23 protein-coding genes and 1 other RNA gene are annotated in these 26,965 nt (G+C 72.7%); 5 read left to right on the top strand and 19 right to left on the bottom strand.

Annotated elements, in window-relative coordinates:
* A complete protein-coding gene (locus LQ222_RS03185; protein WP_230164430.1) occupies positions 1-453 on the top strand; it encodes a DUF488 family protein in 453 nt (150 codons plus the stop codon).
* Here the strand turns inward: LQ222_RS03185 and LQ222_RS03180 are convergent.
* The 19 genes from LQ222_RS03180 to LQ222_RS03090 form a co-directional block, all read right to left on the bottom strand.
* Positions 434-2,170 carry a tetratricopeptide repeat protein gene (locus LQ222_RS03180; RefSeq protein WP_230164429.1) on the bottom strand — a complete coding sequence of 579 codons (1,737 nt, stop codon included), beginning with the start codon at positions 2,168-2,170 and terminating at the stop codon, positions 434-436. The two genes, LQ222_RS03185 and LQ222_RS03180, sit on opposite strands and share 20 nt — an antisense overlap.
* 4 nt (positions 2,171-2,174) lie before the next feature.
* Complete coding sequence (locus LQ222_RS03175; protein ID WP_230164427.1) at positions 2,175-4,154, bottom strand: O-linked N-acetylglucosamine transferase; 1,980 nt, start codon at positions 4,152-4,154, stop codon at positions 2,175-2,177.
* A gap of 24 nt (positions 4,155-4,178) precedes the next feature.
* Entirely contained in the window at positions 4,179-8,528 is a 4,350-nt protein-coding gene (locus tag LQ222_RS03170) for an S-layer family protein (protein WP_230164426.1), read from the bottom strand.
* Between the two features lie 149 nt (positions 8,529-8,677).
* Complete coding sequence (locus LQ222_RS03165) at positions 8,678-10,024, bottom strand: HlyD family type I secretion periplasmic adaptor subunit (protein WP_230164425.1); 1,347 nt, start codon at positions 10,022-10,024, stop codon at positions 8,678-8,680.
* Entirely contained in the window at positions 10,021-12,156 is a 2,136-nt protein-coding gene (locus tag LQ222_RS03160) for a peptidase domain-containing ABC transporter (RefSeq protein ID WP_408906404.1), read from the bottom strand. Before LQ222_RS03160 ends, LQ222_RS03165 begins: the two co-directional genes overlap by 4 nt.
* 57 nt (positions 12,157-12,213) lie before the next feature.
* On the bottom strand, positions 12,214-13,209 hold the full coding sequence (locus LQ222_RS03155; RefSeq protein ID WP_230164423.1) for an alpha/beta fold hydrolase: 996 nt from the start codon (positions 13,207-13,209) through the stop codon (positions 12,214-12,216).
* Positions 13,206-13,991 carry an N-acyl homoserine lactonase family protein gene (locus LQ222_RS03150; RefSeq protein WP_230164422.1) on the bottom strand — a complete coding sequence of 262 codons (786 nt, stop codon included), beginning with the start codon at positions 13,989-13,991 and terminating at the stop codon, positions 13,206-13,208. The genes LQ222_RS03155 and LQ222_RS03150 overlap by 4 nt, the downstream gene beginning before the upstream one ends.
* Positions 13,988-14,926 carry an NAD(P)-dependent oxidoreductase gene (locus LQ222_RS03145; RefSeq protein ID WP_230164421.1) on the bottom strand — a complete coding sequence of 313 codons (939 nt, stop codon included), beginning with the start codon at positions 14,924-14,926 and terminating at the stop codon, positions 13,988-13,990. Before LQ222_RS03145 ends, LQ222_RS03150 begins: the two co-directional genes overlap by 4 nt.
* 4 nt (positions 14,927-14,930) lie before the next feature.
* Entirely contained in the window at positions 14,931-15,260 is a 330-nt protein-coding gene (locus tag LQ222_RS03140) for a carboxymuconolactone decarboxylase family protein (protein WP_230164419.1), read from the bottom strand.
* A gap of 77 nt (positions 15,261-15,337) precedes the next feature.
* Positions 15,338-16,120 carry a class II aldolase/adducin family protein gene (locus tag LQ222_RS03135; protein WP_230164417.1) on the bottom strand — a complete coding sequence of 261 codons (783 nt, stop codon included), beginning with the start codon at positions 16,118-16,120 and terminating at the stop codon, positions 15,338-15,340.
* A complete protein-coding gene (locus LQ222_RS03130) occupies positions 16,117-16,899 on the bottom strand; it encodes an MBL fold metallo-hydrolase (protein ID WP_230164415.1) in 783 nt (260 codons plus the stop codon). Before LQ222_RS03130 ends, LQ222_RS03135 begins: the two co-directional genes overlap by 4 nt.
* 65 nt (positions 16,900-16,964) lie before the next feature.
* Entirely contained in the window at positions 16,965-17,375 is a 411-nt protein-coding gene (locus LQ222_RS03125; RefSeq protein WP_230164414.1) for a carboxymuconolactone decarboxylase family protein, read from the bottom strand.
* A gap of 155 nt (positions 17,376-17,530) precedes the next feature.
* On the bottom strand, positions 17,531-18,271 hold the full coding sequence (locus tag LQ222_RS03120; protein WP_230164412.1) for an acetoacetate decarboxylase: 741 nt from the start codon (positions 18,269-18,271) through the stop codon (positions 17,531-17,533).
* A 123-nt stretch (positions 18,272-18,394) separates the two neighbouring features.
* Positions 18,395-19,549 (bottom strand): patatin-like phospholipase family protein, encoded by a 1,155-nt coding sequence (locus LQ222_RS03115; RefSeq protein WP_230164410.1) that lies wholly within the window; start codon positions 19,547-19,549, stop codon positions 18,395-18,397.
* A 129-nt stretch (positions 19,550-19,678) separates the two neighbouring features.
* On the bottom strand, positions 19,679-20,446 hold the full coding sequence (locus LQ222_RS03110) for a GNAT family N-acetyltransferase (protein WP_230164408.1): 768 nt from the start codon (positions 20,444-20,446) through the stop codon (positions 19,679-19,681).
* A gap of 101 nt (positions 20,447-20,547) precedes the next feature.
* The gene (locus tag LQ222_RS03105; RefSeq protein ID WP_230164407.1) at positions 20,548-21,507 is read right to left on the bottom strand and encodes a tripartite tricarboxylate transporter substrate binding protein; all 960 of its coding nucleotides are present in this window, start codon (positions 21,505-21,507) and stop codon (positions 20,548-20,550) included.
* A 267-nt stretch (positions 21,508-21,774) separates the two neighbouring features.
* The gene (locus LQ222_RS03100; RefSeq protein ID WP_230164405.1) at positions 21,775-22,029 is read right to left on the bottom strand and encodes a hypothetical protein; all 255 of its coding nucleotides are present in this window, start codon (positions 22,027-22,029) and stop codon (positions 21,775-21,777) included.
* Between the two features lie 254 nt (positions 22,030-22,283).
* Positions 22,284-22,862, bottom strand: coding sequence for a hypothetical protein (locus tag LQ222_RS03095; protein ID WP_230164402.1), 579 nt, complete (start codon positions 22,860-22,862; stop codon positions 22,284-22,286).
* Between the two features lie 122 nt (positions 22,863-22,984).
* Positions 22,985-23,455 (bottom strand): YHS domain-containing (seleno)protein, encoded by a 471-nt coding sequence (locus LQ222_RS03090; RefSeq protein ID WP_230164401.1) that lies wholly within the window; start codon positions 23,453-23,455, stop codon positions 22,985-22,987.
* Positions 23,456-23,549: 94 nt separating this feature from the next.
* On the opposite strand from LQ222_RS03090, the gene ffs reads away from it, so the two are divergent.
* The 4 genes from ffs to recR all read left to right on the top strand — a co-directional run bounded on the left by ffs (position 23,550) and on the right by recR (position 26,666).
* An RNA gene (ffs, locus tag LQ222_RS03085) (signal recognition particle sRNA small type) lies at positions 23,550-23,648 on the top strand.
* Between the two features lie 53 nt (positions 23,649-23,701).
* Positions 23,702-25,654, top strand: coding sequence for a DNA polymerase III subunit gamma/tau (locus tag LQ222_RS03080; protein ID WP_230164400.1), 1,953 nt, complete (start codon positions 23,702-23,704; stop codon positions 25,652-25,654).
* A 12-nt stretch (positions 25,655-25,666) separates the two neighbouring features.
* Positions 25,667-25,990, top strand: a complete 324-nt coding sequence (locus LQ222_RS03075; protein WP_230164399.1) for a YbaB/EbfC family nucleoid-associated protein — start codon at positions 25,667-25,669, stop codon at positions 25,988-25,990.
* An 82-nt stretch (positions 25,991-26,072) separates the two neighbouring features.
* The gene (gene recR, locus LQ222_RS03070) at positions 26,073-26,666 is read left to right on the top strand and encodes a recombination mediator RecR (RefSeq protein WP_230164398.1); all 594 of its coding nucleotides are present in this window, start codon (positions 26,073-26,075) and stop codon (positions 26,664-26,666) included.
* The last annotated feature ends 299 nt before the right edge of the window (positions 26,667-26,965 follow it).

Below are 26,965 nucleotides of genomic sequence, written 5' to 3'. Positions count from 1 at the left end.
ATGGCGGCGCCGATCAGCACGATCGGCTACGAGGGCGCGACACCCGCCGCGTTGATCGCGGCGCTGCGCGCGGCCGGGATCGAGACGCTGGTGGATGTGCGCGCGCTGGCGAACAGCCGGCGACCCGGCTTCGCCAAGCGGGCGCTTGCGGCGGCGCTGGAGGAGGCCGGCATCGGCTACCTGCACCTGCGCGCCCTGGGCACGCCGGCGGAGGGCCGCGCGGCGGTGCGGTCGGGCAAGCCGGCCGTAATGCGCCGCATCTTCGCCGCGCACCTGGCCGGCGACGAACCGCAGGCCGCGCTGGCGAACCTGTCGGACCTGGCGCGGCGGCAGCGCGTGTGCGTGCTGTGCCTGGAGGCCGACCCCGCGACCTGCCACCGCACGCTGGTGGCGGAGGCGGTCGGCCTGCCGGTGGTGCACCTGCACCCCGGCGTCACAGCCGGATCGCGCTGAGCGCCGCTTCCATCCGCCGCGTGAAGGCTTCCGCATTGCCGCCCGTGCGCAGCCAGGTGCCGCCGGACAGCACGCGGCGCGCGGCGGCCAGCGCGGCGGGGTCGCGCCCGTAGCGCAGCGCCGTCGCGACATAGCCATCGAGCGTGGTCGCGATGCCCTCGGTCAGCCCGGCCGCGGTGAGCAGGCTGGCCGCCATGCGCGAGGCGAAGGACCGCCCGGCCAGCGTGACGATCGGCAGGCCCATGCGCAGCGCGTCGGACGCCACGGTGCCGGCATTGTAGGGGAAGGTATCGAGGAACAGGTCGGCGCAGCCCAGCCGCGCCAGGTAGCGCTGCGGGTCGCAGCGGGTGGCAGGAACGATGCGCTCGGGCGCGATGCCCGCCGCCTGCGCCGCGGCGCGCAGGTTGGCAATGCCCGTCGCGTTGTCCTCCGTCAGCCACAGCAATGCGTTCGGCAGCCCGTGCAGGATGCGCGTCCAGGCGCCGAAGACCTCCGGCGTGATCTTGTAGAAGTTGTTGAAGCAGGCGAGGACGAAGCCGTCCTCCGGCAGGCCCTCATTGGTGCGGTGGGCGGGCGCGGGCGGCGGCGTGCTGTCGTCATTCGCCTGGTACAGGCCATCGAGCGGCAGCGGGCGCGGCGCGTAGTGGCGTGCCTGGTCGGGCGGCACCACGACGCCGTCGCAGATCATCCAGTCCAGCTCGGGGATCGGCACCGGGCCGACATAGCCGAGGTAGGTCGCCTGCACCGGCGCCGGCTTCCAGCGCAGCGCACCCAGGCGCGCGCCACGCGTCAGGCCGTTGAGGTCCACCAGGATGTCGATCTGATCGGCGCGGATGCGGCGCGCGGCGGCTTCCTCGCTCAGGTGGCCGATCGGCACGTGGTGGTCGAGCGCGGCGACGATCCGCCTGCGCAGGTCGGAATGGTCTTCGTCGGTCGAGCAATAGCCGAAGACCTCGAAGCGGCTGCGGTCGTGGCGTTCCAGCAGGCCGGCAATGAGGAAGCCCATGGCGTGGCGGCAGAAATCCGACGACATGTAGCCGATGCGGATGCGGTCGTGCCGATAGCCCTGCGCGGGCGCCAGGCGCTCCGGCGCGGGCGGCACCTTGCGGGCGATCCAGGCCTCGGCGATGCGCCGTTGCAGCACCGGGTCGTCGGTCAGCGCCAGCGCGCCCAGCGGCCCGCCCATCAGCGCCAGTTCGTCGGATGTCAGGCCGGGCACGCCGCCGCCATCGAGCGGCCAGAGGCAGCCCTTCTGGCGCAGATGCGCCCAGTGCTGCACCACGTCGGGCTGGCGCGGGTCGATCAGCAGGCTGCGACGCAGCGCGGCTTCCGCGCTGGCGTAGTCCTTGCGCGATTCCAGCAGGCGGCCCTGGTGGTTGAGCAAGGGCAGCCGTGCATCATCCGGCTGCAATGCCGCGGTCCAGAGCGCGAGGGCTTCGTCGCCGCGGCCCTCGGCCTCCAGCGCCAGCCCCAGGTTCACCTGCGCCTGGTGCAGGTCCGGCTTCAGCGCCAGCGCCTGGCGATAGGCGATCATGGCCGCCGCGCGATCGCCAGCGGCGCTCAGCACCACGCCGAGGTTGAACCAGGCGGCGAAGCGCTGGGGCGACGCGGGATTGGCCGCGAGCCACACCCGGTAGGCGGCGATGGCTTCGGCGGCCGGTGCTCCTTCAATCCGCGGCAGCAGGGCTTCAAGGGGTTCTGCGGCGTCGAGCGGCATGGCGTCAGCCCGCCGCCGCATGGTAGCGCCGGTCGGGCGGCAGCGGCGCATAGGCATGGCGCCGCGCCACCGCCGCACGCCAGCGGTCGTCCAGCGCGGGATCGAAGCTCGCTTCCGCCGTGTCGTGGTCCATCGCCGCGCCGATCTCAAGATAGGTGTCGAGGTTGGTCAGGTCCGGCTGCGCCAGCCGGCCCTGCGCGAAGTCCTCCCACATGCCGCGGAACAGGGCTTCGAGGTCGCGCACCAGGCGCGGCGTGTCGAACAGCAGCGCGGTGTCGCGGGTTTCGGCCAGCCGCGCGCGGAACGGGGCCAATGCCGCGCGGTCGCGCCCGAAGGCGATGGCGCGCGCGACGTAGTCCTCGGCGGAGGCACAGACGAAGTCGGGCAGCCCGGCCGCCTGCACCAGGGACGCACAGACCCGCGCGGCGAAGGACCGCCCGGGCACGGTCAGCACCGGCACGCCCATCCACAGCGCGTCCGAAGCCGTGGTGTGCGCGCCATAGGGCAGCGTATCGAGGAACAGGTCCGCCAGCGCATAGCGCGCGAGGTGCGCGCGATTGCCGATGATGGGGGCGAAGACGATACGTTCGGGCGCCACGCCGGCGGCCGCTGCCTGGGCGCGCAGCCGCGCCTCCACCTCGTCGCAGGATTTCAGCAGCCACAGCACGCTGTCCGGCGCGCCGCGCAGGATCGCCATCCAGCGCGCGAAGACGAAGGGCGTGACCTTCTGCGTGCCGTTGAAGGAACAGAAAACGGTCGCGTCCGCCGGCAGGCCGTGGGCGGCGCGGGTCGGCGCGGTGTCGTCGCCGGCCGGGCGTGCGCGGTCGTTCGGCTGGTAGCAGGCCAGGCGCGCCACGCGTTCCGAGTAGAAGCCTTCGTGGCCGGGCGGGATGATGGTCGCGTCGGCGATGATGTAGTGGTGGAACGGGCTGCCCATGCTGCCCGGATAGCCCAGCCAGTTGACGATGATGGGTGCGGGGCGCCGCGCCAGCAAGCGGGTGCGCGCGCTGCGCGTGTGGCCGTTCACATCGACCAGGATGTCCACGCCGTCGGCGATCATCAGCGCCTCGGCCGCGTCGTCGTCCAGCGCGGTGATGTCGCGCCAGTGTTCGACCGATGCGCGGATGCGCGCCTTGGTCGCGTCCTCCTGAGGGACGCCGCAATAATAGGCGAAGACTTCCACCTGCGCGCGGTCGTGCAGCGCGAACATCCCGGCCATCAGCGACCCGATGGCGTGTTCGCGCAGGTCCGACGACAGGTAGCCCACGCGCAGCCGCCGCGCCGGGACCTGCCCGATGCGGTCGGCGAAATCCGCGGTGGTGCGGAAGCGTTCCGGCGCGCCGTGATCCTGCGCCACATGCGCATGCGCCACCGCCAGCTGCATCATCGGGTCGTCGGCATGGCAGGCCATGGACAGCGGCGCGATGCGGCGCAGCAGCGCCGCGCGATCATGCCCGGCCAGCGGTTGCAGCAGCGGCCACTGGCATTGCCGCTGGCGCAGGCTGATCCAGTGCTGCACCACGTCGCGCTGCCAGGGCGTGAGCTCCGCCACCTGGCGCAGCGTGTCCTCGGCTTCCGACAGGCGCCGCGCGGATTCCAGCATCTGCGCCATCTGCTTCAGCGCGGTCGCCTTCCACGCCACGCTGTCCCCGGTCAGCGCCGACAGGCTGGTCGAGACATGCGACCAGTGCCCGAAGGCCTGCGCGCCGGCGCCCAGCCGTTCATAGGCCGCGCCCAGGTTGATGTAGGGCGGCAGGAAGTCCGGCCGGCGCCGGATCGCGGCCGAGAAGGCCTCGATCGCGCCATGCGTGTCGCCCAGCGCGGCCAATAGCACGCCGCGGTTGAACTCCGCCGCATGCAGCAGCGGGTCGTCGGGGTTCAGCGCCACCCAGTCGCGGTACAGCTCCGCGGCGAGCGACGCCTGGCCCGCGGTGGCCAGCGCCTGCGCGCTGCCCACCAGTTCGGCGATGCCCATCCTGGCCATGCCGTGGTCTCCTGCAGGTTGGCGTCAGGCGAACAGGGCGTTCACCTGCGCGGTGGTCATCACGTCGATCTGCGTGGTGGTGAAGCCGGCCACCTGTTCGTCGGTCAGTGCGACGATGTCGCTGGTTTCAAGCGCGCCGACCTGCGTCGTGCTGAAGGCGCCGATCTGCGTCGTGGTCAGCCCCGCCACCTGCGTCGTGGTCAGCGCCACCACGCCCGTGGTGCTGAGCGCGGCCACCTGCGTGGTGGTCAGTTCGCCCAGCTGGCTGGAGGTCAGACCGACCTGCTGGGTGGTGGTCAGCGCGGCGATGGCGGTGGAGCTCAACGCCGCCACCTGCGGCCCGGTCAGCGCGTTGATCTGCGTCGAGGTCAGGGCGCCGATCTGCGTCGTGTTCAACACCGCGACGTCGGTCGATTCGATCCCGCGCACCTGGGTCACGCCCAGCGCGCCGATCTGGGTCGTGCTCAGCGCGCCCACCTGGGTCGTGGTCAGCGCCGCCAGCTGGGCCGTGGAGAGCCCGCGCACCTGCGTGGTGCCGAGCGCCCCCACCTGGGTCGTGGTCAGCACGCCGACCTGCGTCGTGGTCAGCGCCCCCACCTGGGTCGTGGTCAGCACCGCCAACTGCGTGGTGGTCAGGGCACCGACCTGCGTCGTGGTCAGCGCCCCCACCTGCGACGCCACCAGGCCACCGACCTGCGTCGTGGTCAGCACCGCGAGGTCGGTGGTCTCCAGCGCGCGGACCTGGGTGGTGGACAGCGCGCCGACCAGCGTGCGGCTGAGCGCGCCGATCTGTGTGGTGGTGAAGGCCGCGAGGTCGGTGGTCTCGAACCCCGGCAGCTGCGCCACCGAGACCGCGGCGATCTGCGTGGTGGTCAACGCGCCGACCTGCGTGGTGCTGAGCGCGGCCAGCTGCGCCGTGGTCAGCCCGCGCACCTGCGTGGTGCCGAGGCCGCCCACCTGCGTCGTGCTCAGCACGCCGACCTGCGTGGTGGTCAGCGCCGCCACCTGCGCCGAGGTCAGCCCCGCGAGCTGCGTCGTGGTCAGCGCGCCCACCTGCGTGGTGTTCAGCGCCGCCACCTGCGTGGTCGACAGCCCGCGCAGCTGCGTGGTGCCGAGCGTCGCGAGGTCCGTCGTCTCCAGCGCCACCAGCTGCGTCGTGGTCAGCCCGGCGACCTGGCTGCTGACCAGGCCGGCCACCTGCGTGGTGGTCAGGCCGGCGATGTCGGTGGTGTCGAAGCCGCGCAGCTGCGCCGTGGTCAGCGCACCCACCTGGGTCGAGGTCAGCGCCCCCAGCTGCGTGGTGGTCAGCGCCGAGACCTGCGTCGAGGTCAGCCCGCCAAGCTGGGTGTTGCTGAGCCCGACGACCTGCGTGGTGGTCAGCGCCGCCGCCTGCGTCGTGGTCAGCGCGCCGATCATGGTGGCGCCCAGCGCGCGCAGCTGCGTGGTGGTCAGCACGGCCAGGTCGGTGGTCTCAAGGCCGCGCAGCTGCGTGGTGTTCAGCGCCGCCACCTGCGTGGTGGACAGCACGCCCACCTGAGTCGTGGTCAGCGCCGCGACATCGGTCGATTCCAGGCCGGCCAGCTGGGTCGCGGTCAGCGCGCCCACCTGCGTCGTGGTCAGCGCACCCACCTGCGTCGTGGTCAGCGCGCCGATCTGCGTCGGCAGCAGACCGCGCAGCGCGGTGGTGCCGACCGCGCCCATCTGGGTGGTGGTCAGCGCACCCACCTGCGTCGTGGTCAGGCCCGAAAGCTGCGTCGGCGTCAGGCCGCCGACCTGCGTGGTGGTCAGCGCGCCCATCTGCGTGGTGGTCAGGCCAGCGACCTGGGAGGAGCCGAGCCCGCGCAGCTGCGTCGTGGTCAGCACCGCGAGGTCGGTGGTCTCAAGGCCGCCGAGCTGCGTGGTGGTGAGCGACCCGAGCTGCGTCGAGGTCAGCCCACCCGCCTGCGTCGTGGTCAGGACGCCGATATCGGTGGTGTCCAGCCCGCGCAGCTGCGCCGTGGACAGGGCGCCGACCTGCGTCGAGGTCAAGGCGCCCAGCTGTGTCGAGGTGAGCGCGCCGACCTGTGTCGAGGTCAGGCCGGCGACCTGCGTGGTGGTCAGGGCATCGACCTGCGTCGTGGTCAGCGCGGCCATCTGCGTGGTGGTCAGCGACGCCAGCTGCGTGGCGCGCAGCCCGCGCACCTGGGTCGTGCTCAGCACCGCGAGGTCGGTGGTCTCGAGCCCGAGCAGCTGCGAGGTCACGAGCGCACCGATCTGCGTGGCGGTCAACGCCGCCACCTGGGTCGTGGTCAGCGCGGCGAGGTCGGTGCTCTGGATGGCGGCGACCTGCACGCTGGTCAGCGCCGCCACCTGCGTGGTGGTCAGCGCCGCCACCTGTGTCGTGGTCAGCCCCGCCACCTGCGCCGCGGTCAGCCCCAGCAGCTGCGTGGTCGTGAGCGTCGCCAGGTCCGTGGTCTCGAGCGCCGCGACCTGCGCGGTGGACAGCCCGGCGATCTGCGAGCTGCGCAGCCCGCCGGCCTGGGTGGTGGTCAGCGCCGCGATGTCGGTGGTGTCGAAGCCGGCCAGCTGCGCCGTGGTCAGGCCGCCGACCTGCGTCGTGGTCAACGCGCCGAGCTGTGTCGTGGTCAGCGCCACCACCTGGGTGGAAGACAGCCCGCCGACCTGCGTGGTGGTGAGTGCCGCGACCTGCGTGGTGGTCAGCGCACCCACCTGGGTGGTGGTCAGCGCGCCCAGCTGCGCTGCCGTCAGGCCGCGCATCTGCGTCGTGGTCAGCGCCGCGAGGTCGGTGGTCTCGAGCGCGCGGGCCTGCGCCGTGGTCAGCGCACCGACCTGCGTGCTGGACAGCGCGCCGAGCTGTGTCGTGGTCAGCGCCGCGATGTCGGTGGTCTCGAAGCCGGCCACCTGGCTGACCGACAGGCCGGCGACCTGCGTGGTGGTCAGCGCACCCACCTGCGTCGTGGTCAGCGCGCCGACCAGGCTGGCGCCGAGCCCGCGCACCTGCGTGGTGGTCAGCACCGCGATGTCGGTGGTCTCGAGCCCGCCCACCTGCGTCGTGGTCAGCGACCCGAGCTGCGTCGCGCTCAGCCCGCCCACCTGCGTGGTGGTCAGTGCGCCGATGTCGGTGGTGTCGAAGCCGCGCAGCTGCACCGTGGACAGCCCGGCGACCTGGGTCGAGGTCAATGCGCCGAGCTGCGTCGTGGTCATGGCGGCGACCTGGCTGGAGGTCAGCCCGGCGATCTGCGTGGTGGTCAGCCCGCCCACCTGCGTGGTGGTCAGCGCCCCCACCTGGGTGGTGGTCAGCGCCCCCAGCTGGCTGGCGCCCAGGCCGCGCAGCTGCGTGGTGGTCAGCACCGCGAGGTCGGTGGTCTCGAGCGCGCGCACCTGCGTGGTGCCGAGCGCGCCGAGCTGCGCCGAGGACAGCGCGCCCACCTGCGTGGTGGTCAATGCCGCGAGGTCGGCGGTCTCCAGCGCCGCCACCTGGCGCGCCGCCAGCCCCGCCACCTGCGTGGTGGTCAGCGCGCCGACCTGCGTCGTGCTCAGCGCCGCCACCTGGGAGGTCGACATCCCGAGCAGCTGCGTGGTGGTCAGCACCGAGAGGTCCGTCGTCTCGAGCGCCGCGACCTGCGTGGTGGTCAGCGCGGTGACCTGGCTGGAGCGCAACCCGCCCACCTGCGTGGTGGTCAGCGCCGCGATGTCGGTGGTGTCGAACGCGCGCAGCTGCGCCGGCGTCAGGGCCCCGAGCTGGGTCGAGGTGAAGGCGCCGATCTGCGTCGTGTTCAGCGCGACCACCTGGGCCGAGGACAGCCCGGCCACCTGCGTGGTGGTCAGCGCCCCCACCTGCGTGGTGGTCAGCGCGCCAACCTGCGTGGTGGTCAGCGCCGCCACCTGCGCCGAGGACAGCGCGCGCACCTGCGTCGTGCTGAGCACCGCGACATCGGTGGTCTCGAGCGCGACCAGCTGCGTGGTGGTCAGCGCCGCCGCCTGCGTGCTGGTCAGCGCGCCGACCTGCGTGGTGGTCAGCGCCGCGATGTCGGAGGTCTGGAAGCCCGCCACCTGCGACGCGCTGAGCCCGGCCACCTGCGTGGTGGTCAGCGCACCGACCTGCGTGGTGGTCAGCGCCGCGATATGCGTGGCGCCCAGCCCGCGCAGCTGCGCGGTGGTCAGCACCGCGACATCGGTGGTCTCGAGCGCGCCGACCTGCGTGGTGGTCAGCGCCGCGATCTGCGTGGTGGCCAGCACGCCCACCTGCGTGGTGGTCAGCGCGGCCAGCTGCGTGGCGGCCAGGCTGCGGATGTCGGTGGTGGTCAGGCCCGCGATCGTCGTGGTCGTCAGACCCTGGATCTGCGTGGTGTTGAGCGACGAGATGACGGGCATTGCAGGCTCCGGCCGGTGCTTGTCCGTGCTGGACAAAGGACGCCGGCCGTGGATGCGGCTGGCGACGTCGGGCACCGGCTTGGACGTCCTGTCGGCACGGTGCCGCGGGCAGCATGCGCACGCATCGCTTGCCCAACGGTTAAAGGCGCTCAGGGCTCCCGCAGGCTTTCGCGCGCGCCGCGGATCAGCGGCTGCAGCAGCGTGGCCAGCAGGCTGCGCGAGCCGACATGGATCTCGGCGGTCACGGTCATGCCCGGCATCGGCGTGCCGCCGGCCAGCACCGGCGCGTCCAGCACCACCTGGGCGCGGTGCAGCGCGCCGGCGGGGGCGGCGGGCGCGCCGTCCTCGCCGCGGGAATCCTGCGCGATGGCGCGCAGCCGGCCGGCCAGCGCGCCGTGGCGCTGCCAGGGGAAGGCGTCGATCTTCACCACGGCGGCGTCGCCGGGCCGGGCCTGGCCGACATCGGCGGAGCGCAGCGCCACCTCGGCGATCAGCGGCGCGCCGGCGGGCACCAGCGTCACCAGGGGCTCCGCCTCGCGCAGGATGGACCCGGCCGACCGGCGCGCGACATCCAGCACGGTGCCGTCGGCCGGCGCCACGATGGTGGTCAGCTCGGCCAGGCGCACCGCCTTGCCATGGGCTTCGTCCACGCGCGCCGCCTCGGCCCGCAGCCGCGCGACTTCCTCCAGCACCTGGCGGCGCCAGTCATCGAGGAACGCCTGGCGTTCCGCCTGCTTCTGCGTCAGCGCGTGGCGCAGCGTCCCGAGCCGCGCGCGGTCCTGTTCGCGCTGCTGTTCGGCGGCGATGCGCCGCGCCCGGGCCTCGAGCAACGCGAGCCGCGAGCCGATCTGGCCTTCCAGCAGGCGGGCGCGCAGGGCCTCGATGTCGCGGGCGATCGCCACCTGCTCGGCGGCGGCGGCGTCGGCATCCTCCAGCGCGCGGATCGCGGTGCGCTGGCCCTGCATTTCCTCATCGAGGGCCCGCAGGCGGGTGGCGACGAAGGCCGCCCGCTGCGCCTGCAGCCCGGCCTGGAGCCGGGCGTCGCGGTCGGGGGCGTCGGGCGCCGCCAGGCCGGCCAGCTCGGCATCGAGCCGCGCCAGCGTGGCGGCGATGGTGCCGCGCTGCGCGGCCAGCGCCGCGCGGTCGGCCTCGGCGAAGGACGGGTCGAGCAGCGCCAGCACGTCGCCGCGCCGCACCACGTCGCCGGGGCGCACGCGGATCTCGCGGATCACCGCGCGCTCCATCGGTTGCAGCACGATCGGCGGGGCATCGGGCGCGAGCCGGCCGGCGCCGGTCACCACCACATCCACCTGCGCCACCGCGGCAATGCCGACCAGGGCGACGAACAGCGCCGCCACCAGCCAGTGCACACCGCGCAACAGGCGCGGCGGGGGCTCGGCGATCACCGCCTCCAGCGGGTCCTGGAAGGGCACGGCCTCGGGCGCCGGCCCGGGGGCGCGGCGGCGGCGGCGCGGCAGGGCGCGGCGCGTGGTCATCGCATGTGCTGCGTCTGCTGATGCCACAGGTGGCGATACACGTCGCAGCGGCCCAGCAGCACGTCATGCGGCGCGAAATCCGCCACGCGGCCCTGTTCCAGCACCAGGATGGAATCCGCGCGCACCAGGGACGACAGCCGGTGCGACACCACGATCATCGATCGACCGCGGGCGATCTCGGCCAGGTTGGCCTGGATGATCGCCTCGCTGTCGGGATCGAGCGCGCTGGTCGCTTCATCCAGGATGAGCAGCGGCGGGCGCGTGAGCAGCGCGCGCGCGATGGCGATGCGCTGGCGCTGGCCGCCGGAGAAGTTGGAGGCGCCTTCCTCGACCATCGTCTCCAGCGCATGGGGCAGGCGTTCGATGAATTCCAGCGCGCCGGCCAGGCGGGCGGCTTCCAGCACCTCGGGGATCGACGCGCCGGGGCGCGCGGCGGCGATGTTGTCGCGCAGCGTGCCGCGGAACAGCAGGTTCTCCTGCAACACCACGCCGACATGGCGGCGCAGGTGCTCGAGGTCGATGGTGCGAAGATCCGCGCCGTTGAAGCGGATCAGCCCGTCCTGCGGCGCGTGGATGCCCTGGATCAGCCGCGTCAGCGTGGTCTTGCCGGAGCCCGAGCGGCCGACCACGCCGATCACCTCGCCTTCCTCGACCGCGAAGGACACGCGGTCGAGCGCCGGCATCGCCGCGCCGGGGTAGCGGAAGGTCACGTCCTCGAACCGCAGGGCGCCGGAGATGGGCGGGCGCGACAGGCGTTCGCGCGCGCGGGCCTCGGGCTTCGCGTTCATCACCGTGCCCAGCATCCGCACGGACAGCGCGGCCTCCTGCGCTTCGTTGATCAGCGTCACGATCTGCACCAGCGGGCCCGTCACGCGGCCCGACAGCATGGTGAAGGCGACCAGCGCGCCGATCGTCAGCGACCCTTCGAAGACCAGCGCGGTCCCCAGCCCCAGCACCGCGATCTGCATCAGCCGTTCCAGCACCGAGGTGCTGACGGCGCCCAAGGCCGAGATCCGCCCGACATCCGCGTGCGCGCGCACCGCCGTCGCCACCTGGTTGTCCCAGGCGCGCTGGCGCACCGGCTCCAGCACCAGCGACTTCACGGCGCGCATGTTGTGCAGGGTTTCCACCAGATGCGCCTGGCGCGCGCCCTCCGCCGCATAGAGCCCGTTCAGCCGGCGCCGGAAGGCCGGCACCATGGCGCCGATCACCAGCGCGATGGCCGCCGAGAAGCCCAGCACCACCACCGTCAGCACCCCGGAATAGAAGGCCAGCAGCACCAGCAGCACTGGCAGCAGCGCGGCGTCCAGCAGGGTCTGGAACAGCCGCCCGGTCAGGAAGTGCCGCAGCTTTTCGGTCTGTTGCATGTGCCGCACCAGCACGCCGGCGGCATGGGTCTCGAAGAAGGACAACGGCAGCGACAGCAGGTGCGCGAAGGACCGCGACCCCAGCCGCGCATCGACCTTGTTCGACGCCAGCAGCATCAGCCGCTGCCGTGCGTACAGGAAGAACCCGTCGAATCCCGCCAGCAGCACGAAGACCAGCACCAGCACGGTCAGTGTCTGCCAGGCCTGGTGCGGCACCACCTTGTCGATCAGCACCTGGAACAGCAGCGGGATGGCGAAGGCGATCAGGTTCGACAGGATCGCCGCCACCGCCACGCCGGCGAAGAAGGGGCGGTGCTTGACGATCTCGGCCAGGAACCAGGACAGGCCGAAGGGGCGGTCGTGTTCGGGCAGCGGCGTCGCGCGGCGGCACAGCACCAGCGTGCCGGACCAGTCGGCCAGGAAATCTGCGCGCGGGACCAGCTGCACGCCGGCGGCTTCCTGCAGCGGGTCCAGCACCGCGGCCATGGGCGTGCCATCCGGCCCGGGCATGACATGCACCAGGATCAGCCAGGACCCGTCGCGCCGCGTGGCCAGCGCCGGATAGGCGGTGCCGAGCCGCGCCGCCTTGTCCCAGTCGCACCCGGTCACCGCGCGCGCCTTCAGCCCGGCGCGCCGCATGGCGCCCAGCATGGCGGGGAGCATGTCCTGCCCCTGCGCGTCCGGCAGTTCCTCAGGCGCCAGGTGCAGCCCGTGGTGCATGGCGACGAGGAACAGGCAGCGCAGGGCGGTAAGGTCTGGCGCCAACATCCTGTCCGGCCCGGGGTCCGCCATGACCCTAGGCCGGGCAGTCTTGCGCGCCGGTTAAGCGTCGAGCAGGGCGCGCACTTCGCGTTTGATGAAGGCCGCGTCGGCCGGGTTCGCCACCGGGTTGCCGGCGCGATGGCCCCAGACGGACGGGATCGGCGCCAGGCGCCCGTGCTTCAGATGCGGCAGTTCGGCCGCATTGTCGGCCACGCGGAAATACAGGTCGGTCTCGGAGGGCATCAACAGCACGCGCGCGGTGATGCCGCGCAGCGCGGCCACCAGGTCGCCGCCATCGGCGATGTCCCCCGCATCCCAGCTCCGCAGCATGGCCAGCAGGTCGGCGGCGGCACGGCGGCCGAAGCGGTCTTCCCAATCGGTGCGGTAGAAAGTGTCGAGGTCCGGCGCGCCCAGCGCGGACACATGCAGCCCGGCGCGATAGAAATCCTGGCTGAGCGCCCAGCCGGCATAGAGCCGCCCGAAGGCCCGCAGCGCGGCGCTCGGCTGCGCGGCGAACAGCGCCGTGCCGTCGTATTCGGGCGCGGCTTCCAGCACCGCCATCATGCCGGCCAGGAACACGCGGTTGTGCGTGGCGGTGCGCGCGCTGCCGCAGTTGATCACCGCGCGGTCCACCGCGTCGGGATACGCCGCCGCCCAGTGATAGGCCTGCTGCGCGCCCATCGACCAGCCATAGACGGCGTGCAGGCGCTCCACGCCGAACACCTCGGCCAGCAGGCGCTTCTGTGCCGCCACGTTGTCATGCGCCGTCACCACCGTCGGCCAGGGCGCGGTGTTGCTGGGCGAGGAGGACAGCCCATTGCCGAACATGTTCGGGATGACGATGAACCAGCGCGTCGGGTCCAGCACGCCATCGGGCCCGATCAGCCATTCGAGGTCCGGGTGCTGCGCGCCATAGCTCGTGGGGTACAGCACCACGTTGTCCCGCGCGGGTGCCAGCGTGCCATGCGTGCGCCAGACGATCCGCGCCTCCGGCAGCACGCCGCCGCGGCGCAGCGGCAGGTCGCCAAGCGTGAAGACGCCGTCGCGCAGCGTCATGCGATCGGGTCGCGATGCAGTTCCACGGCGATGCCCGCGAGCCCCGGCACGGCAGGGTAGCGGCGCATCACCTCAGGGTCGTGGCCGGGCACGATATGCGCGGGCGAAGGTGCCAGCGCGCGCAGCCGGTCGAAGCCGTCCAGCAGGCCGCCCACGTGGAAGACCGTGGTGTAGGGCCGGCCGGTCTCCATGTGTTCGTAGTAGTGCGTGACGTCGGAGGCGAGCACCACCTGGCCGCGCTCGGTCGCCACGCGCACGCATTGCAGCCCGGCGGAATGGCCCGGCGCGACATGCAGCGTGATGCCGGGCGCCAGTTCGGCATCGCCGTCGTGGAACACCACGCGGTCGGCGTAGGTCATGCGGATGATGCCGGCGACGTCCTCGACCTCGAAGGAATGGCGCAGCTTGCGGTGCTTCATGTAGTGGCCGCAGGCGTAGTGCATCTCGGCTTCCTGGAGGTGGAAGCGCGCGCGGGCGAATTTGTGGAAGGTGCCGACATGGTCGTAGTGCAGGTGGGAGATCACCACATCCTCCACCGCATCCGGGTCGACCCCCAGCAGGCGCAGGCTGTCGACCGGGCAGCGCAGCCAGGTGCGCGCGCGCTTGCGGGCCACCGGCTCGGTGAAGCCGGTATCGAGCACGATGGCCTGGCCGTCGCGCACCATGGCCCAGACGAAGTAGTCCATCGGCATCGGCGCGTCATGCGGGTCGCCGCCGATGAAGTGCTCGTGCCGCCGCGCATCGCGCATGGCGTAGCGCAGCGCGTAGACCTTCCAGGTCATGTGGCGCCATCCGCGTCGAGCACCGCCTGCACCGCCTTGGGGTCGCACTTGATCGCCACGCCCGCGCGGTCGAGCTGCATCTTCATCGGCACGCGGCTGTCGAGCGAATCCCAGCCCGGGTGATTCAGCGCCTCGTTGAAGTCTTCCAGCACCAGGTTGCACAGGCGCATCGGCACGCCGAGCTCGCGCCCCAGCCCGACCGCCAGCGAGATGTCCTTGTGCGCCAGCTTCAGCGCGAAGGATGGCGGGTCGTAGTGGTCGACCAGGAACTGGTCGCCCAGCCGGTCGAAGGTGCGCTTGCGGCCCAGCGCGCCCTGGCGCACCGATTCCCACAATTCCAGCGGGTCCATGCCCGCCTTCACGCCCATCGAGAAGACCTCCGCCATTGCGGTCTGGATGGCGTAGCCGGCCATGTTGTGGACCAGCTTCGCGACCGTCGCGGTCCCCACCGGCCCGATGTAGCGCGCCTGGTCGCCGAAGGCGTCGAGCACCGGCTTGAAGCGGTCATAGGCCGTGCGGTCGCCGCCGACCCAGATCGCCAGCCTGCCGGTCTCCGCGCCCTTCGGCCCGCCGCTGACCGGGGCGTCGAAGCCGTAGGCGCCCTTGTCGGCGAGCGCCTCGGCGAAGCGGCGCACCAGCGCCTGGGAATTGGTCGACAGGTCGAACACCGCCGTGCCGGGCTTCACCCCGGCGATGATGCCATCGGCGCCGAACATCACCGGCTCGACCTCCTTCGGGCCGGGCAGCGAGGTGAAGACGATGTCGGATTGCTCGGCCACCGCGCGCGGCGTGTCGGCCCAGACGGCGCCGGCGGCCAGGCGGTTCGCGCCGGCGTCGCGCCGCACGTCGTGGATCACCAGGTCATGCCCGGCCTTCTGCAGGTTGGCCGCGATGAAGGCGCCCATGGTGCCGAGGCCGATGAATCCCACCTTCATGGCGTCAGCCCTTGTCCTGCGCGTCGAACACGTCGGTCGCGACATGCGCCGCCGTCATGGCGGAAGGCCAGCCGGAATACATCGCGAGATGCGTGATCGCCTCGGTCACTTCCTCCCGCGTCAGACCGTTCGCCAGGCCGCGGGAGATGTGCCCATCCAGCTGGTCGGTCCAGCCGAGCGCTGTCAGCGCGGCGATGGTGATGAGCGAACGATCGCGCTTGGACAGCTGCGGGCGTTCCCACACGTCGCCATAGACGTACTGCTCCGTCATCTCGATCAGCTTGGGGAAGTTCGGCTTGATGCGGTTGCGGCGCTCGATGTTGGACGCGGCCATGCGGCTGTTGCTCCTGCTGTGGTGCTGTGCTGGCGGCACGGCGGTCGCCGCCTGCGGCCCCGGGGGACGTCGGGCGATCAGTCGCGGAAGCCGGGATCCGTGCGGTCGAGCATCCGCAGCAGCCCCTGCCATTCCAGCGGGCCGTATGTCCGCGAATTGCCCGGCGCGTACATCGAGCAGGATTTCTCCACGACCTCGGCGCTCGGCATTTCCAGTTCCGTGTTGCAGGCCATGGCGGCGAGCTGCGCCTGGCAGGCGCGTTCCAGGCCCCACATGGCGATGAAGGCCTCGGCGACGCTCTCGCCGACCGTCAGCAGGCCGTGGTTGCGCAGGATGCAGTAGCTGAGCGCCCCCAGCGACGTCGCCAGCAGGTCGCGCTCGGACGGGTCGCGCTCCGGCCCGCGGAAATCGTGATACGCCGTACGACCGTAGAAGCGCGTGGCGGTCTGGGTCAGCGGCAGCAGCCCGCATTTCAGCGCACTGACCGCCATGCCGGCGATGGTGTGGGTGTGCATCGCCGCCGCCGCATCGGGCCGCGCGCGATAGATCGCCGAATGGATGGTGAAGCCGGCCGGATGCAGGCCATAGGGCAGGTCGGGGCGGTACAGCACCTCGCCGTCCTCGTTCACCTTCAGCAGGGATGACGCCGTCATCTCGCTGAACAGCAGCCCGTTCGGATTGATCAGGAACTGCCCCGGCGCATCCGGCACGCGCGCCGTGATGTGGGTGTAGATCATGTCCGACATGCCGTAGCGCTCGCACAGCCGGTAGCAGGCCGCGAGGTCGACGCGCGCCTGCCATTCGGCCGCGCTGACCGAACCCTGGACCGGCGCGATGGCGAGGGATGTGGCCTGGTTCATGGCGTCGCTCCTTGGGCGGATGGCGCGAGGTCGAAGCGCGTCGTGTCGTCCAGCGTGGCGCCGAACCAGCCGCGGATCGCCGCCTGCTGCCGGCCGATCGCGCGCGGCACGCCGTTCTCGACCACCATCGGCAGGTCATGGCCCGGGACCAGCAGGCAGCCGGGGCGCGCGCGCACGATCTCCCACACCATGTCGATCGTCGCGCGGCTGACCGCCGGGTCGTAGGTCATGTCGGTGCGCCGCGTGGTGAGTTCGACACGGTTCTTCACCGCGTCCTGCAGCAGCACGCAATCCTGGCCGTCGCCGGCGATGACGAAGATCAGGTGGCCGGGCGTGTGGCCCGGCGAGAGATGCGCGGTGATGCCCGGCAGGACCTCCTCGCCGTCATCCACCAGGCGCAGCGTCGGCCACTGCGACAGCGCCGCGATCGCGTGCTCGGGCACCGCGGTCTCGCCCCAGGGCACGCCGAGCGCCCAGGCCAGTTCGACCCGGCCGAGCCAGATGCGTGCCTGGCGGAACATCGGCCAGTTCACCGCATGGTCGTGGTGGGAATGGCTCAGCAGCAGGTCCGTCACGTCGCCCGGCGCGATGCCGCGCTGCTTCAGGTGGTCGAGCAGCGGGCGGCGCAGCCCGTAGCCGCCGCCATCCAGCACGACGATGCGCCCATGCCCGCGCAGCAGCACCACCGTGCTCCAGCCGAGGCCCCCGTGCAGCACCGCCTTGCCCGGATATCCCGTGACCAGGATGTCGAGCTCCCAGCCGCCGCCTTGCCAATCCATGTCCCGCGTCCCTGCCCGCGGGGAAGCCTAGGACCCCGCGGCGGCGGCGACCAGAGCCGGCGCCGCTACGCGCCCAGCCCGCCCTCCGGCTCGCCCCGCATCTCGGCGAAGACCGCGCGCGCCACGATCAGCCCCTCGCGCACCGAGGGCAGGCCGATATAGCCGGACAGGTGCAGCAGCGATTCCGACAATTCCTCCTCCGACCAGCCGGCGCGCCGCGCCATCCGCAGGTGGATCGCGAGTTCCGGCCAGGCATGGGTCGCGGTGTCGGAGATCACGCAGATCAGCGTGCGCGTCTTCAGGTCGAGCCCCGGACGCGCCCAGAGCTTCGCGAAGACCGCCTCGCGCGCATAGTCGCCGAAGGCCTCCATGATCGGGTCGTCATAGACGCCCTGGGCCATGCGCTCGACCGTGGCGGAGCCCATCAGGCTGCGCCGCACGGCGTCGCCCTTCTGCCAGTCCTCGTTCTTCGCCATGGCGGTGTCCTCCGGTTGGGCGGCGGGCCTGGAGGCCTTTGCGCTCGCCTTGGCTCGCTGCAATGCCGCCGGACCCTTGTCCGCAGCAGCATCCCTACCCGATCGGACGGGTCCATCCGACCGGGATCTGCTGGCGGGCGCCGTGGCGGCGCCGGTCAGCCGGCCAGGTAGTCGTGCACCACCTCGCCCAGCGCCAGCGTCAGGTCGGCCACCAGATGCGTCGCGGACACCACCTCCAGCACCGGCAGGTCCGCCACCGGTGCCATCGCGTGCGGCGTGAAGGACAGCGCGGCGGGGCCGCTCCAGCCGCCCTTCAGCACGACATCGGTCATGAAGTACCGCACCAGTTCGCAGATGCGCGGGGTGCCATCGACATGCGGGATGACCTTCAGCAGGAAGCCGGGCTCGGCCATCGATGCCTGCAGCTTGTCCATCGGCACCGCGCGATGCTTGTACCCCATGGTGCCGGTGGCGATCCGCACGCTGCCGTAGTCGAGCGTGCCGACCAGCGTGTCCTGTTCCACCCGCAGCACCGGCTTGGCCAGCTTCTTGGGGAAGCCCCACAATTCGCGCCCGCCGGCGATCGGCGATTCATCGTCGAGGAACATGGCATGGACGTAGCCGCCCTTCTGGCTGCCCAGGCGCACCGGGATGACCTGGCCGCTTTCGGTGTAGTCGCCGAAGCCGGTGCTGTCGGGCATGCGGATGAATTCGTACTTCACCAGCGGTTCGTCGAATTCGAGCGGCCCGGGCACCACGCGCCGCAGCGCCTCGGGATCGGTGCGGTAGGTGATGATGAGGAACTCGCGATTGACGAAGCGGTACGGGCCGGGCGGATAGGCCGGGCTGGTCAGCGGCATGGCGAAGGCGCGGCGGCGGACCTCGTCGGGGGTCATGCGAAGGCTCCTCGGATGGGGTGGGGGGTCGAAGACCGTGGGTGACGGCCGGCGCTGGCCCGCTCCAGCACCCTGCCACCCGCATCCGTCCGCCGGAACGGGTGACCGGGCCGGGGCGCGCTTTCAGGCGTGCTCGCGCCGGCCCAGGGCGCGCAGGCGGTCGCCGGTGACATCGAAGGTGCGCGCGCCGACATCGGGCGGCATGGGCGCGAGCCACGGCGCCGCATCGAGCGTCGCCTGGGCATCCTCCCGCCCATGCGCCCAGCGATCCTCCATGGTCGCGCGGCTGAACTCGTAGTCCTTGGACTGGCCCTGGTCCTGCTCGGGCCGGTAGATCAGCTGGGCGACATCCATCGTGGTGACGCAGCCGAAATTGTACAGGAAATGCGCCTCGGGCGTGTCGCGCAGCTCGGGCGGCAGTTTCTCGATCAGCGCGTTGATGTTGTGCCGCAGGTCGTGCGTGAAGCGGATAATGTCCGACGCCGCGCGGGTGCGGCTGCTGTAGCGGATGTCCTTCTCCCGCTCGGCCACTTCCTCGAGCGTGGTGGGCAGGCGGCCGCGGGCGGGAAACACATCCACCTGGAAGGTCAGGCGCGACCGGCGCGGGCTTTTGGTGATGACGTATTGCAGCGGCGTGTTCGAGACCAGGCCGCCATCCCAATAGTGCTCGCCGTCGATCTCGATGGCCGGGAAGCCGGGCGGCAGGGCGCCGCTCGCCATGATGTGCTCGGCGCGCAGCGGGATCTCGGCGCTGTCGAAATACGCGAAGTTGCCGGTCCGCACGTTCACCGCGCCGACCGACAGGCGCGTGCCGGTGGCGTGGTTGATGCGGTCGAAATCCACCAGGGCTTCCAGCGTGCCCTTCAGCGCGGCGGTGTCGTAGTAGCTGGTCGGCGGCGGCTTCGCGAACCAGGCGGTGGGCGGCTGCGGCGCGAAGAAGCCGGCCTGGCCGAACAGCAGCGCGCTGGTGGCCGCGGCCTGGCGCCGCGCGCCGGGCAGCCGCCCGAAGGCGAGGTCCGGCCAGCCTGGCGGCGTCGTCACCACCTCCCAGAAGCGACGCAGCTTCGCCACGCGGTCGGCTTCCGCATTGCCGGCGATGATCGCGGCGTTGATCGCGCCGATCGAGATGCCGGCGACCCAGTCGGGCAGGTAGTCGCTCCCGGCGATCGCCTCATAGACCCCGGCCTGGTAGCTGCCGAGCGCGCCGCCCCCCTGCAGCACCAGCGCGACCTTCTTGTTGTAGCCGTTGGCGCGCTTCGGGGCGGGGTGTCGTGGCATGCGGTGCGGCTCCGGGACGTTCTGCGCGCATCGTAGCCGTTCCGGTGGCAGGCGCACGCGGTTTTGCTGCGGCGCAGCGGTGCGGCCGCCGGCCGGGTTGCGCGGACGGGCGCATCCGGTGGCGGTCGGTCAGCCGAAGCGCAGCGCCGGCACGGCATCCTGCGCGCGCACCAGGTAGCGATACCGATAGGCCTCGGTCATGCCGAGCCCGGTGTTCAGCGCCAGCGACGCCGCATTGGCCGCGGCCACCTGGCAGAACAGCCAGGTGGCGCCCTGCGCCTGCGCCCAATGCGCCGCGGCGCGCACCGCCCGTGCCGCCAGCCCGCGGCGCCGATGGGTGGGCGGCACCGCCAGGTCGAAGAAGCCGGCCAGATCGCCCGCCGCGACGACCGAGATCACCGCGGCGGCGGCGTTGTCCTCGTGCAGGGTGATCCAGGCGCCGGGCACCATCAGCAGGGCCGGCGTGCCTTGCTTTTCCTGGCGGCGCGCGGGGGTCTGGTGTTCCGCGGTGGCGGTCACCGCCATCCAGTCGGCGTCCGGCGCGGGCAGCGCGGTGGCGGCGGGGTCGGCAGCGGCGATGGCGCCGATCGGCGCGACCAGGATGACCGTCTCGTCCTTCTCCACATAGCCGCGCGCGGCGAGCAGCGCGCCCAGGCCCGGGGGGTCGAGCGGCGTGGCGCGGAAGCGTGGCGGCAGGCCGAGCGCGGCGTAGCGCGCTTCGATCCGCGCGATGCGCGCCGCGAGGTCGGGATCGGGCGCGGGGTCGATCGCGGAGGCGGCATTGGCGCGCCCGGTGCCGCCGGCGAAGGCGCGCACCACGAAGGGCCCGTCGAAGGCGATGCGCGGCGCGGGCACGGTGGAGAGCGTCGCGCGCTCCAGCGCGCGCACGTCTGGCATAGCGCGCTCCAGCGCGCGCACGTCTGGCAAAGCGCGCTCCAGCGCGCGCAGATCCGGCATAGCGCCCGCCGGCCCGCGCGCATCCGGCGGCGCACCCGCCGTCACGGCTGCAGCCCCAGCCGGCCGATCAGCATTTCCTCCATGCGCGCCGATTCCGCCAGGAAGGCGCCATAGGCCGCACCCTCGCGATAGTCCTCGGTCATGTCGTTGCGATCCAGCGCGGCGCGGAAGGCCTCGTCGCGCATGCCGGCGCGGAAGGCGTCGCGCAGCGCCTCGGCGATCGGGTCCGGCAGGCGCGGCGGGGCGATGATGCCGAAGGGCGCCGTCACGGTCAGGCGATAGCCCAGTTCGCGCAGCGTCGGCGCGGTGGGCCAGCGCGGCAGGCGCTGCGCGCTCCAGACATGCAGCCAGGCGGCCTCGCCGTCATCGACCAGCGTGCCGATCCGCACCGGCCCGGCCATCACGTCCACATCGCCGGCGGCCAGGGCGCGGGCGCCGTGCAGCGCGCCGCGGAAGGGCACGTGCACCGCCTGCACGCGTTCGCGCAGCAGCAGCCGCGCCATGGTCAGGTGGCCGTTCGAATTCACGCCCGAACTGCCATAGGACAGCACGCCAGGCTTCTCGCGCGCCTCGCTCAGGAAGCCGGCCCAGCCATCGGGGAAGCGGCCGGCCTTGGCGATGGCGCCGAAGGCGGCGCCGGCCACGCCCAGCAGCGGGGTGATGTCGTTCGGGATCTCGAAGGGCAGGTGTTCGAGCAACGCGGTGCGCAGCGCGGCCGCGGGCAGTTGCGCCAGCAGCCGTCCATCCGGCGGCGCGGTGGCCAACGCCGCGATCGCCGCCATGCCGGCGCGGCCGGGCTTGTTCTGGATCACGATCTCCTGGCCGAGCGCGGGCTCCGCGGCATCCGCCAGGGCGCGCATCACCGTGTCGTTGCCGCCCCCCGCGGCGAAGGGCACGACCAGGCGCAGCGGGCCGCCCGGCCGCCAGGCACGGGCCGGCCGTCCGACCGCGGGCAACGCACATGCGCCGAGCAGCAGGGCGCGGCGCGCCGTAGCGGACATCAGGCTGGTCCCCTCCATTCCCCCCGGCCAGGCGCGCATCCTGCGCGCGCCGGCGCCCCCGCGCCAGCGACCGGCCGTTGCATTCGGTCGCGCGGCGAACATCCGCGCGCCACGCCAGGCTGGCCTGCTGGATCGCACGAACGGGTAAAGGATGAAAGATGGCGGCCCGCCGCAGGTTTGGGCGGGGCGGCGCGGTGCCTGCCGCGGCATGGATCGTCGCGGCGCCGCCGCCCGGCGCCGTGGCGCGGGGCGACGGCCGTGGCGGCCTCACCAGCGGTCATGCGGGCCCCAGGCGTGCCGGCGATGGTCCCAGCCGTGGCGCGGGCGTTCCTGGCGCCAGCCATGCCAGGACGGGCCGTGGCGATAGGGCCGGTGCCAGTGCCGCGGCGGCGGCGGCGGGCGATGGTGCCAGGACGGCGCATGGCCCCAGCCGGGACCATGGCGGCGGTAATCCCCGGCATCGGCAGGGGTGGCGATGAGTGTCGCGAGAACCAGGGCGGCGGCGGCGGCGAAGCGGCGCATCGGGGGTCTCCTTTCCGGCGTCTGGAAGCAGACCCCGGCGGCAAGGCGCGCCGGAGGCCCCGCCATGGCGGGACCGCGGCACGGCGTGACGCAATGTCACGCCGCCCGGCGGGCAAGCGGTCACGGCGCGGCGGATCGTGCCGCCCGGCCCGGCCCACGCATCGCCACGTCGTCCTGCGCCGGCGACGGGCAGCGCGGGTGTCGCGCCGCGGGGCCGGGGGCGGGCCGGGCGCCGGCGCGCGCGGCCCCCCGCATCAGTGCGGGCGTGCCGTCGGGTCCCCGCCGCAGGTGCAGCCGGCCCAGGGCAGGGCGGCCAGCAGCCCCATCGGCAGCACCGCGCCCGCCAGGAAGCCATGCAGGTCGGCCTCGGCCGCCAGCAGGCCGTCGCCGAAGGCCGCGCCGACCTCGATCGCGCCGGCATCGGCGATGCGGTGCGCCGCGGCCATCCCGAATACCAGGCCATGCACATGGCGCAGCGCGGCCGCCAGGGCGCGATCGTTCGGCGGCGCCGCGGTCGGGTCCCCGCCGCTCGCGGCCAGGCCGAAGAAGTAGCCGAGCGCATGGTCCGCCTGCAGCGCCGCGCGCGCCGCCGCCGGCGCGACCAGCCCGGCGCGCAGCAGGGCGCGCGCCGCGAGCAGCTGTTCGATCAGGACGATGCTGCGGGCGTGGCGCAGCCGGGCCTCGGGCGCGGCGGTGGCGAACAGGGCGCAGGCTTCGCCATGGGCCTCGTGCAGATCGGCCTCGGGCACGGCCAGCCAGTCGTCGGCGGCGCGGGCGGGGGGCACGGGGCGCGGCGCCGGCCAGCCGACCGGCGTGTCATGGGTGTCGAGCATTCCGGCTTCTCCGGTGGGCGGCACGCCACCGTGCCTGTGCCGGAAGGAATGCCCCGGAACGCGCCCGGATTGTTCGCCATTGTCTTCATGTGGCGAACCGGTCCGGTGCATGGGCCTCTGCGCTATCGCGCCGCGAGGCGCGGCCAGTTGGCGTCGCCGCGCGCCACGCGGCCGGGGATGTCGCGTTCCCAGCGCCGCTGCACCGACCGGTCGTAGTTCAGGTACAGCCGGCCATCGACGATGCGCCAGGCGGCCGGGTCGATGGGGGCGGTGTAGCCCTCGCTCACGGCATAGGCGCAGAAGCCGCCATAGGCCGGCGCGTAGCGGTCCGGGTCGGCGGCGAAGGCATCGCGATGCGCGGCGGTCGCGAACAGCCAGGTGGCGCCGCGCCACGCATGCGCGAAGGCGGCGCTGGACGCCACCGGGCGGCCCTGGGTGGCATAGGCGACCACGTCGGTGCCGCGCACCGCGATGCCGCGCTCGGCATTGACCTGCGCGGCCTGGCCGTCGCGCGGCAGCAGCAGTGCGCCGAGCGGGACGGCGATCGTGGCGCCGGGGACGATCCAGAGCATCGAGCGGCGGGAAACGGCCATGGCGGTTCTCCTGTTCACCCGCTTTCGCCTTGCCTTCGGCGTCGGTTACGGCCCCCATTGGCGCGGCGGGGGCGGCGCATGATATGGTGCCCTCGGAAGGTCGGCGGCGGACGGGCTCCTCGCCAACCCGGTCAGGTCCGGAAGGAAGCAGCCGTAACGGGTTCTCGCCCGGGTCGCTTGTCGGCCTTCCACCTTCACGGCCCACGGGGCCGCGCCGCAGCCCCAGGGGATCGCACAAGGCACCGCATGGCTTCCGACCTCCTCGGCTCCCCCTCCGCGCAGGATGCGGACGCGCCGGCCGAGGACGGCCTGCCGGAGCCCCCCGCGCCCGAGGGACCGGGGTTGTTCGGCGACCCCGCGCCTGCCGCGGCGCCGCCCGCCGGCCCGGTGCAGGACGCCGGCGCATCGGCCGTGGCCGTGCGCGGGACACCCACCGCGGCCGGCTACCGCGTGCTGGCGCGCAAATACCGGCCCACGCATTTCGACGACCTGATCGGCCAGGACGCGCTGGTGCGCACGCTGCGCAACGCCTTCGCGCAGGGGCGCGTGCACCACGCCTTCCTGCTGACCGGCGTGCGCGGCGTGGGCAAGACCACCACCGCGCGCATCATCGCCCGCGCGCTGAACTGCATCGGCGTGAACGGGCAGGGCGGCCCCACCGCCGACCCCTGCGGGGTCTGCCCGGAATGCAAGGCGATCCTGGCCGACCGCCACCCCGACGTGACGGAAATGGACGCCGCATCGAACAACGGCGTGGACGACGTGCGCGAACTGCGCGAGGCGCTGCGCTTCCGCCCCGCCCAGGGCCGCCAGAAAGTGTTCATCCTGGACGAGTGCCACATGCTCTCGGCCGCCGCCTTCAACGCGCTGCTCAAGACGCTGGAGGAACCGCCGCCATCGGTCACCTTCGTGCTGGCCACGACGGAACTGCGCAAGGTGCCGGTCACCATCCGCAGCCGCTGCCAGGTGTTCTCGCTGCGCCGCGTGCCACAGGACATGCTGCGCGACCACTTCGCCGGCATCGCGGCCAAGGAAGCCGTGACGGTGGCAAGCGAGGCGCTCGGCATGATCGCCCGCGCCGCCGATGGGTCGGTGCGCGATGGGCTGTCGCTGCTCGACCAGGCGATCGGGCTGGCGGGCGGCGCCGCCGTCACGGGTGACTCCACGCGCGACATGCTCGGCCTGGCGGACCGCTTCATGGTCTTCGACCTGATGGAGGCGGTGATGGGCGGCGACGTCGCCGGGGCGCTCGCCATCCTGGACCGCACGCATGAAGTCGGCGCCGATCCGCTGGCGGTGCTGCAGGACCTCGCGGAACTGACCCACCTGCTGACCCGCTTCCGCGCCGCCCCCGCGCTGAAGGACGACGCCACGCTGCCCGAGGCCGAGCGCACCCGCGGCGCGGCGCTGGCGATGCGCCTGTCGGTGCCGACGCTCGCGCGCGCCTGGCAGATGCTGCTGAAGGGTGTGGCCGAGGTGCAGCAGGAAGGCGTGGACCGCCGCGCCGCGGCCGAGATGGTGCTGATCCGCCTGGCGCATGTGGCCGACCTGCCGACGCCGGGCGAACTCGTGAAGCGCCTGACGGCCGAGGGTGCGGGCGATGCCGCGCCGCGCCCGGCACCTGGCGGCGGGTCGGGCGGGATGCGGGCGATCGCCGGCGGTGGCGCCGTGGCCTCCGCCGCACCGGAGCCGGTCGCCGACGCCCCGCCGCAGCCGCGCGAATGGCGCGAGGTGGTGGCGCTGGCCTCCGGCGTGAAGCCACTGCTGCACGCGCATCTGCTGCACGATGTGCATCCTGTTCGCATCGCGCCGGGCCGCGTCGAGATCCGCCCGCTGCCCTCTGCCCCGCGCGACCTGGCCGCGCAGCTCACCGCCCTGCTGGCGGATCGCACCGGCACCCGCTGGACCGTCACGGTCAGCAACGAGCCCGGCGAACCCACCCTGGCCGAACAGGGTCGCAGCGCCGAGACCGACCGCCGCGCCATCGCGCAGACCCACCCGCTGGTGCAGGCCATCCTGGCCGCCTTCCCGGGTGCGACCATCGAGACGGTGCGCGACGACGCCGCCGACGACTACGGCCTGGTCGCCACCCCCGCCGCCCGCACCGCCGAACCCGACGAGCTGGACGGCCGCGACTTCGCCCCGCCCGAGGCGGATTCCGCCTGGACCGACGACGACGACCTCCCCAACGACGACTGAAGGCACAGCACGATGAAGAACCTCGCCAACATGATGAAGCAGGCGCAGCAGATGCAGTCGCGCATGCAGGAAATGCAGGCGAAGCTGGAAGCGACCGAGGTCGAGGGTTCCTCCGGCGGCGGCATGGTGAAGGTCCGCATGACCGGGAAAAGCGAGCTCAGGCGCGTGACGATCGACCCGTCGCTGATGAACGCCGATGAGCGCGAAGTGCTGGAAGACCTGCTGGTGGCCGCGCACGCCGACGCCAAGCAGAAGGTCGAGGCGACCATGGCCGAGGAAATGCAGAAGGCGACCGCGGGCATGAGCCTGCCGCCGGGGATGAAGCTGCCGTTCTGACACACGCCGACGGCACCAGCACCGCCGGCTGACAATTCCGTTTTGCGCGACACGGCGCCACCCGCCACACCCTCCCGGCATCATGCAGAACGACCCGGTCGAACACCTCGTCACGCTGCTGTCGCGCCTGCCCGGCCTCGGCCGGCGCAGCGCACGGCGCGCCGTGCTGAAAATGCTGATGGACCCGGCGGAGAAAATGCTCCCCCTCGCCGAAGCCCTGCACGCCGCCGCCGACGCCGTCCGCCCCTGCGAAACCTGCGGCAACCTCGACACCCAATCGCCCTGCCACATCTGCCGCGACCCGCACCGCGACCACAAAATCGTCTGTGTGGTGGAAGGCGTCGCCGACCTCTGGGCGCTGGAACGCGCCCACGCCCACCGCGGCACCTACCACGTCCTCGGCGGCCTGCTCTCCGCCCTCGGCGGCACCGGCCCCGACGACCTCAGCATCACCCCCCTCCTCCAGCGCATCGAAACCGACCGCATCGAGGAAGTCATCCTCGCCCTCCCCGCCACCGTCGACGGCGCCACCACCAACCACTACCTGACCGACCGCCTGAAACCGACCGGCACCTCCATCACCCGCCTGGCCCAGGGCGTGCCCATCGGCGGCGCCCTCGACGTGCTCGACGACGGCACACTGGCGGCGGCGTTCAAGGCACGGCGGCCGCTGTGATCGGGGGTGGACGTGACCGGGGGGCCAGCCCCCCGGGCCCCCCGCTGGGAGGCAACCGCCTCCCAGACCCTGGGTCAGATGGGCAGGATCAGGGAGGGGCATGGTGTGCCCGTCGCGTCGGTACCGCCGATGAGCCCCTCCCTCATCCTGCCCATTCGGTTTCCGCGGGTCCGGGGGCACGTATGCCCCCGGCGGGAGGGTTCGGGAGGGCAGAGCCCTCCCGAGACGCGCCCACCCCTGTCAGAGCCTCCCGCCGCGCCCTGATCGCCGCAGCCGCGATGTCCGTCGTCGCGCCGTCC

The organism is Roseomonas sp. CECT 9278 (assembly GCF_918698155.1).
Classification (GTDB): Bacteria; Pseudomonadota; Alphaproteobacteria; order Acetobacterales; family Acetobacteraceae; genus Neoroseomonas.
This window is presented reverse-complemented; position numbering and strand designations above follow the sequence as displayed.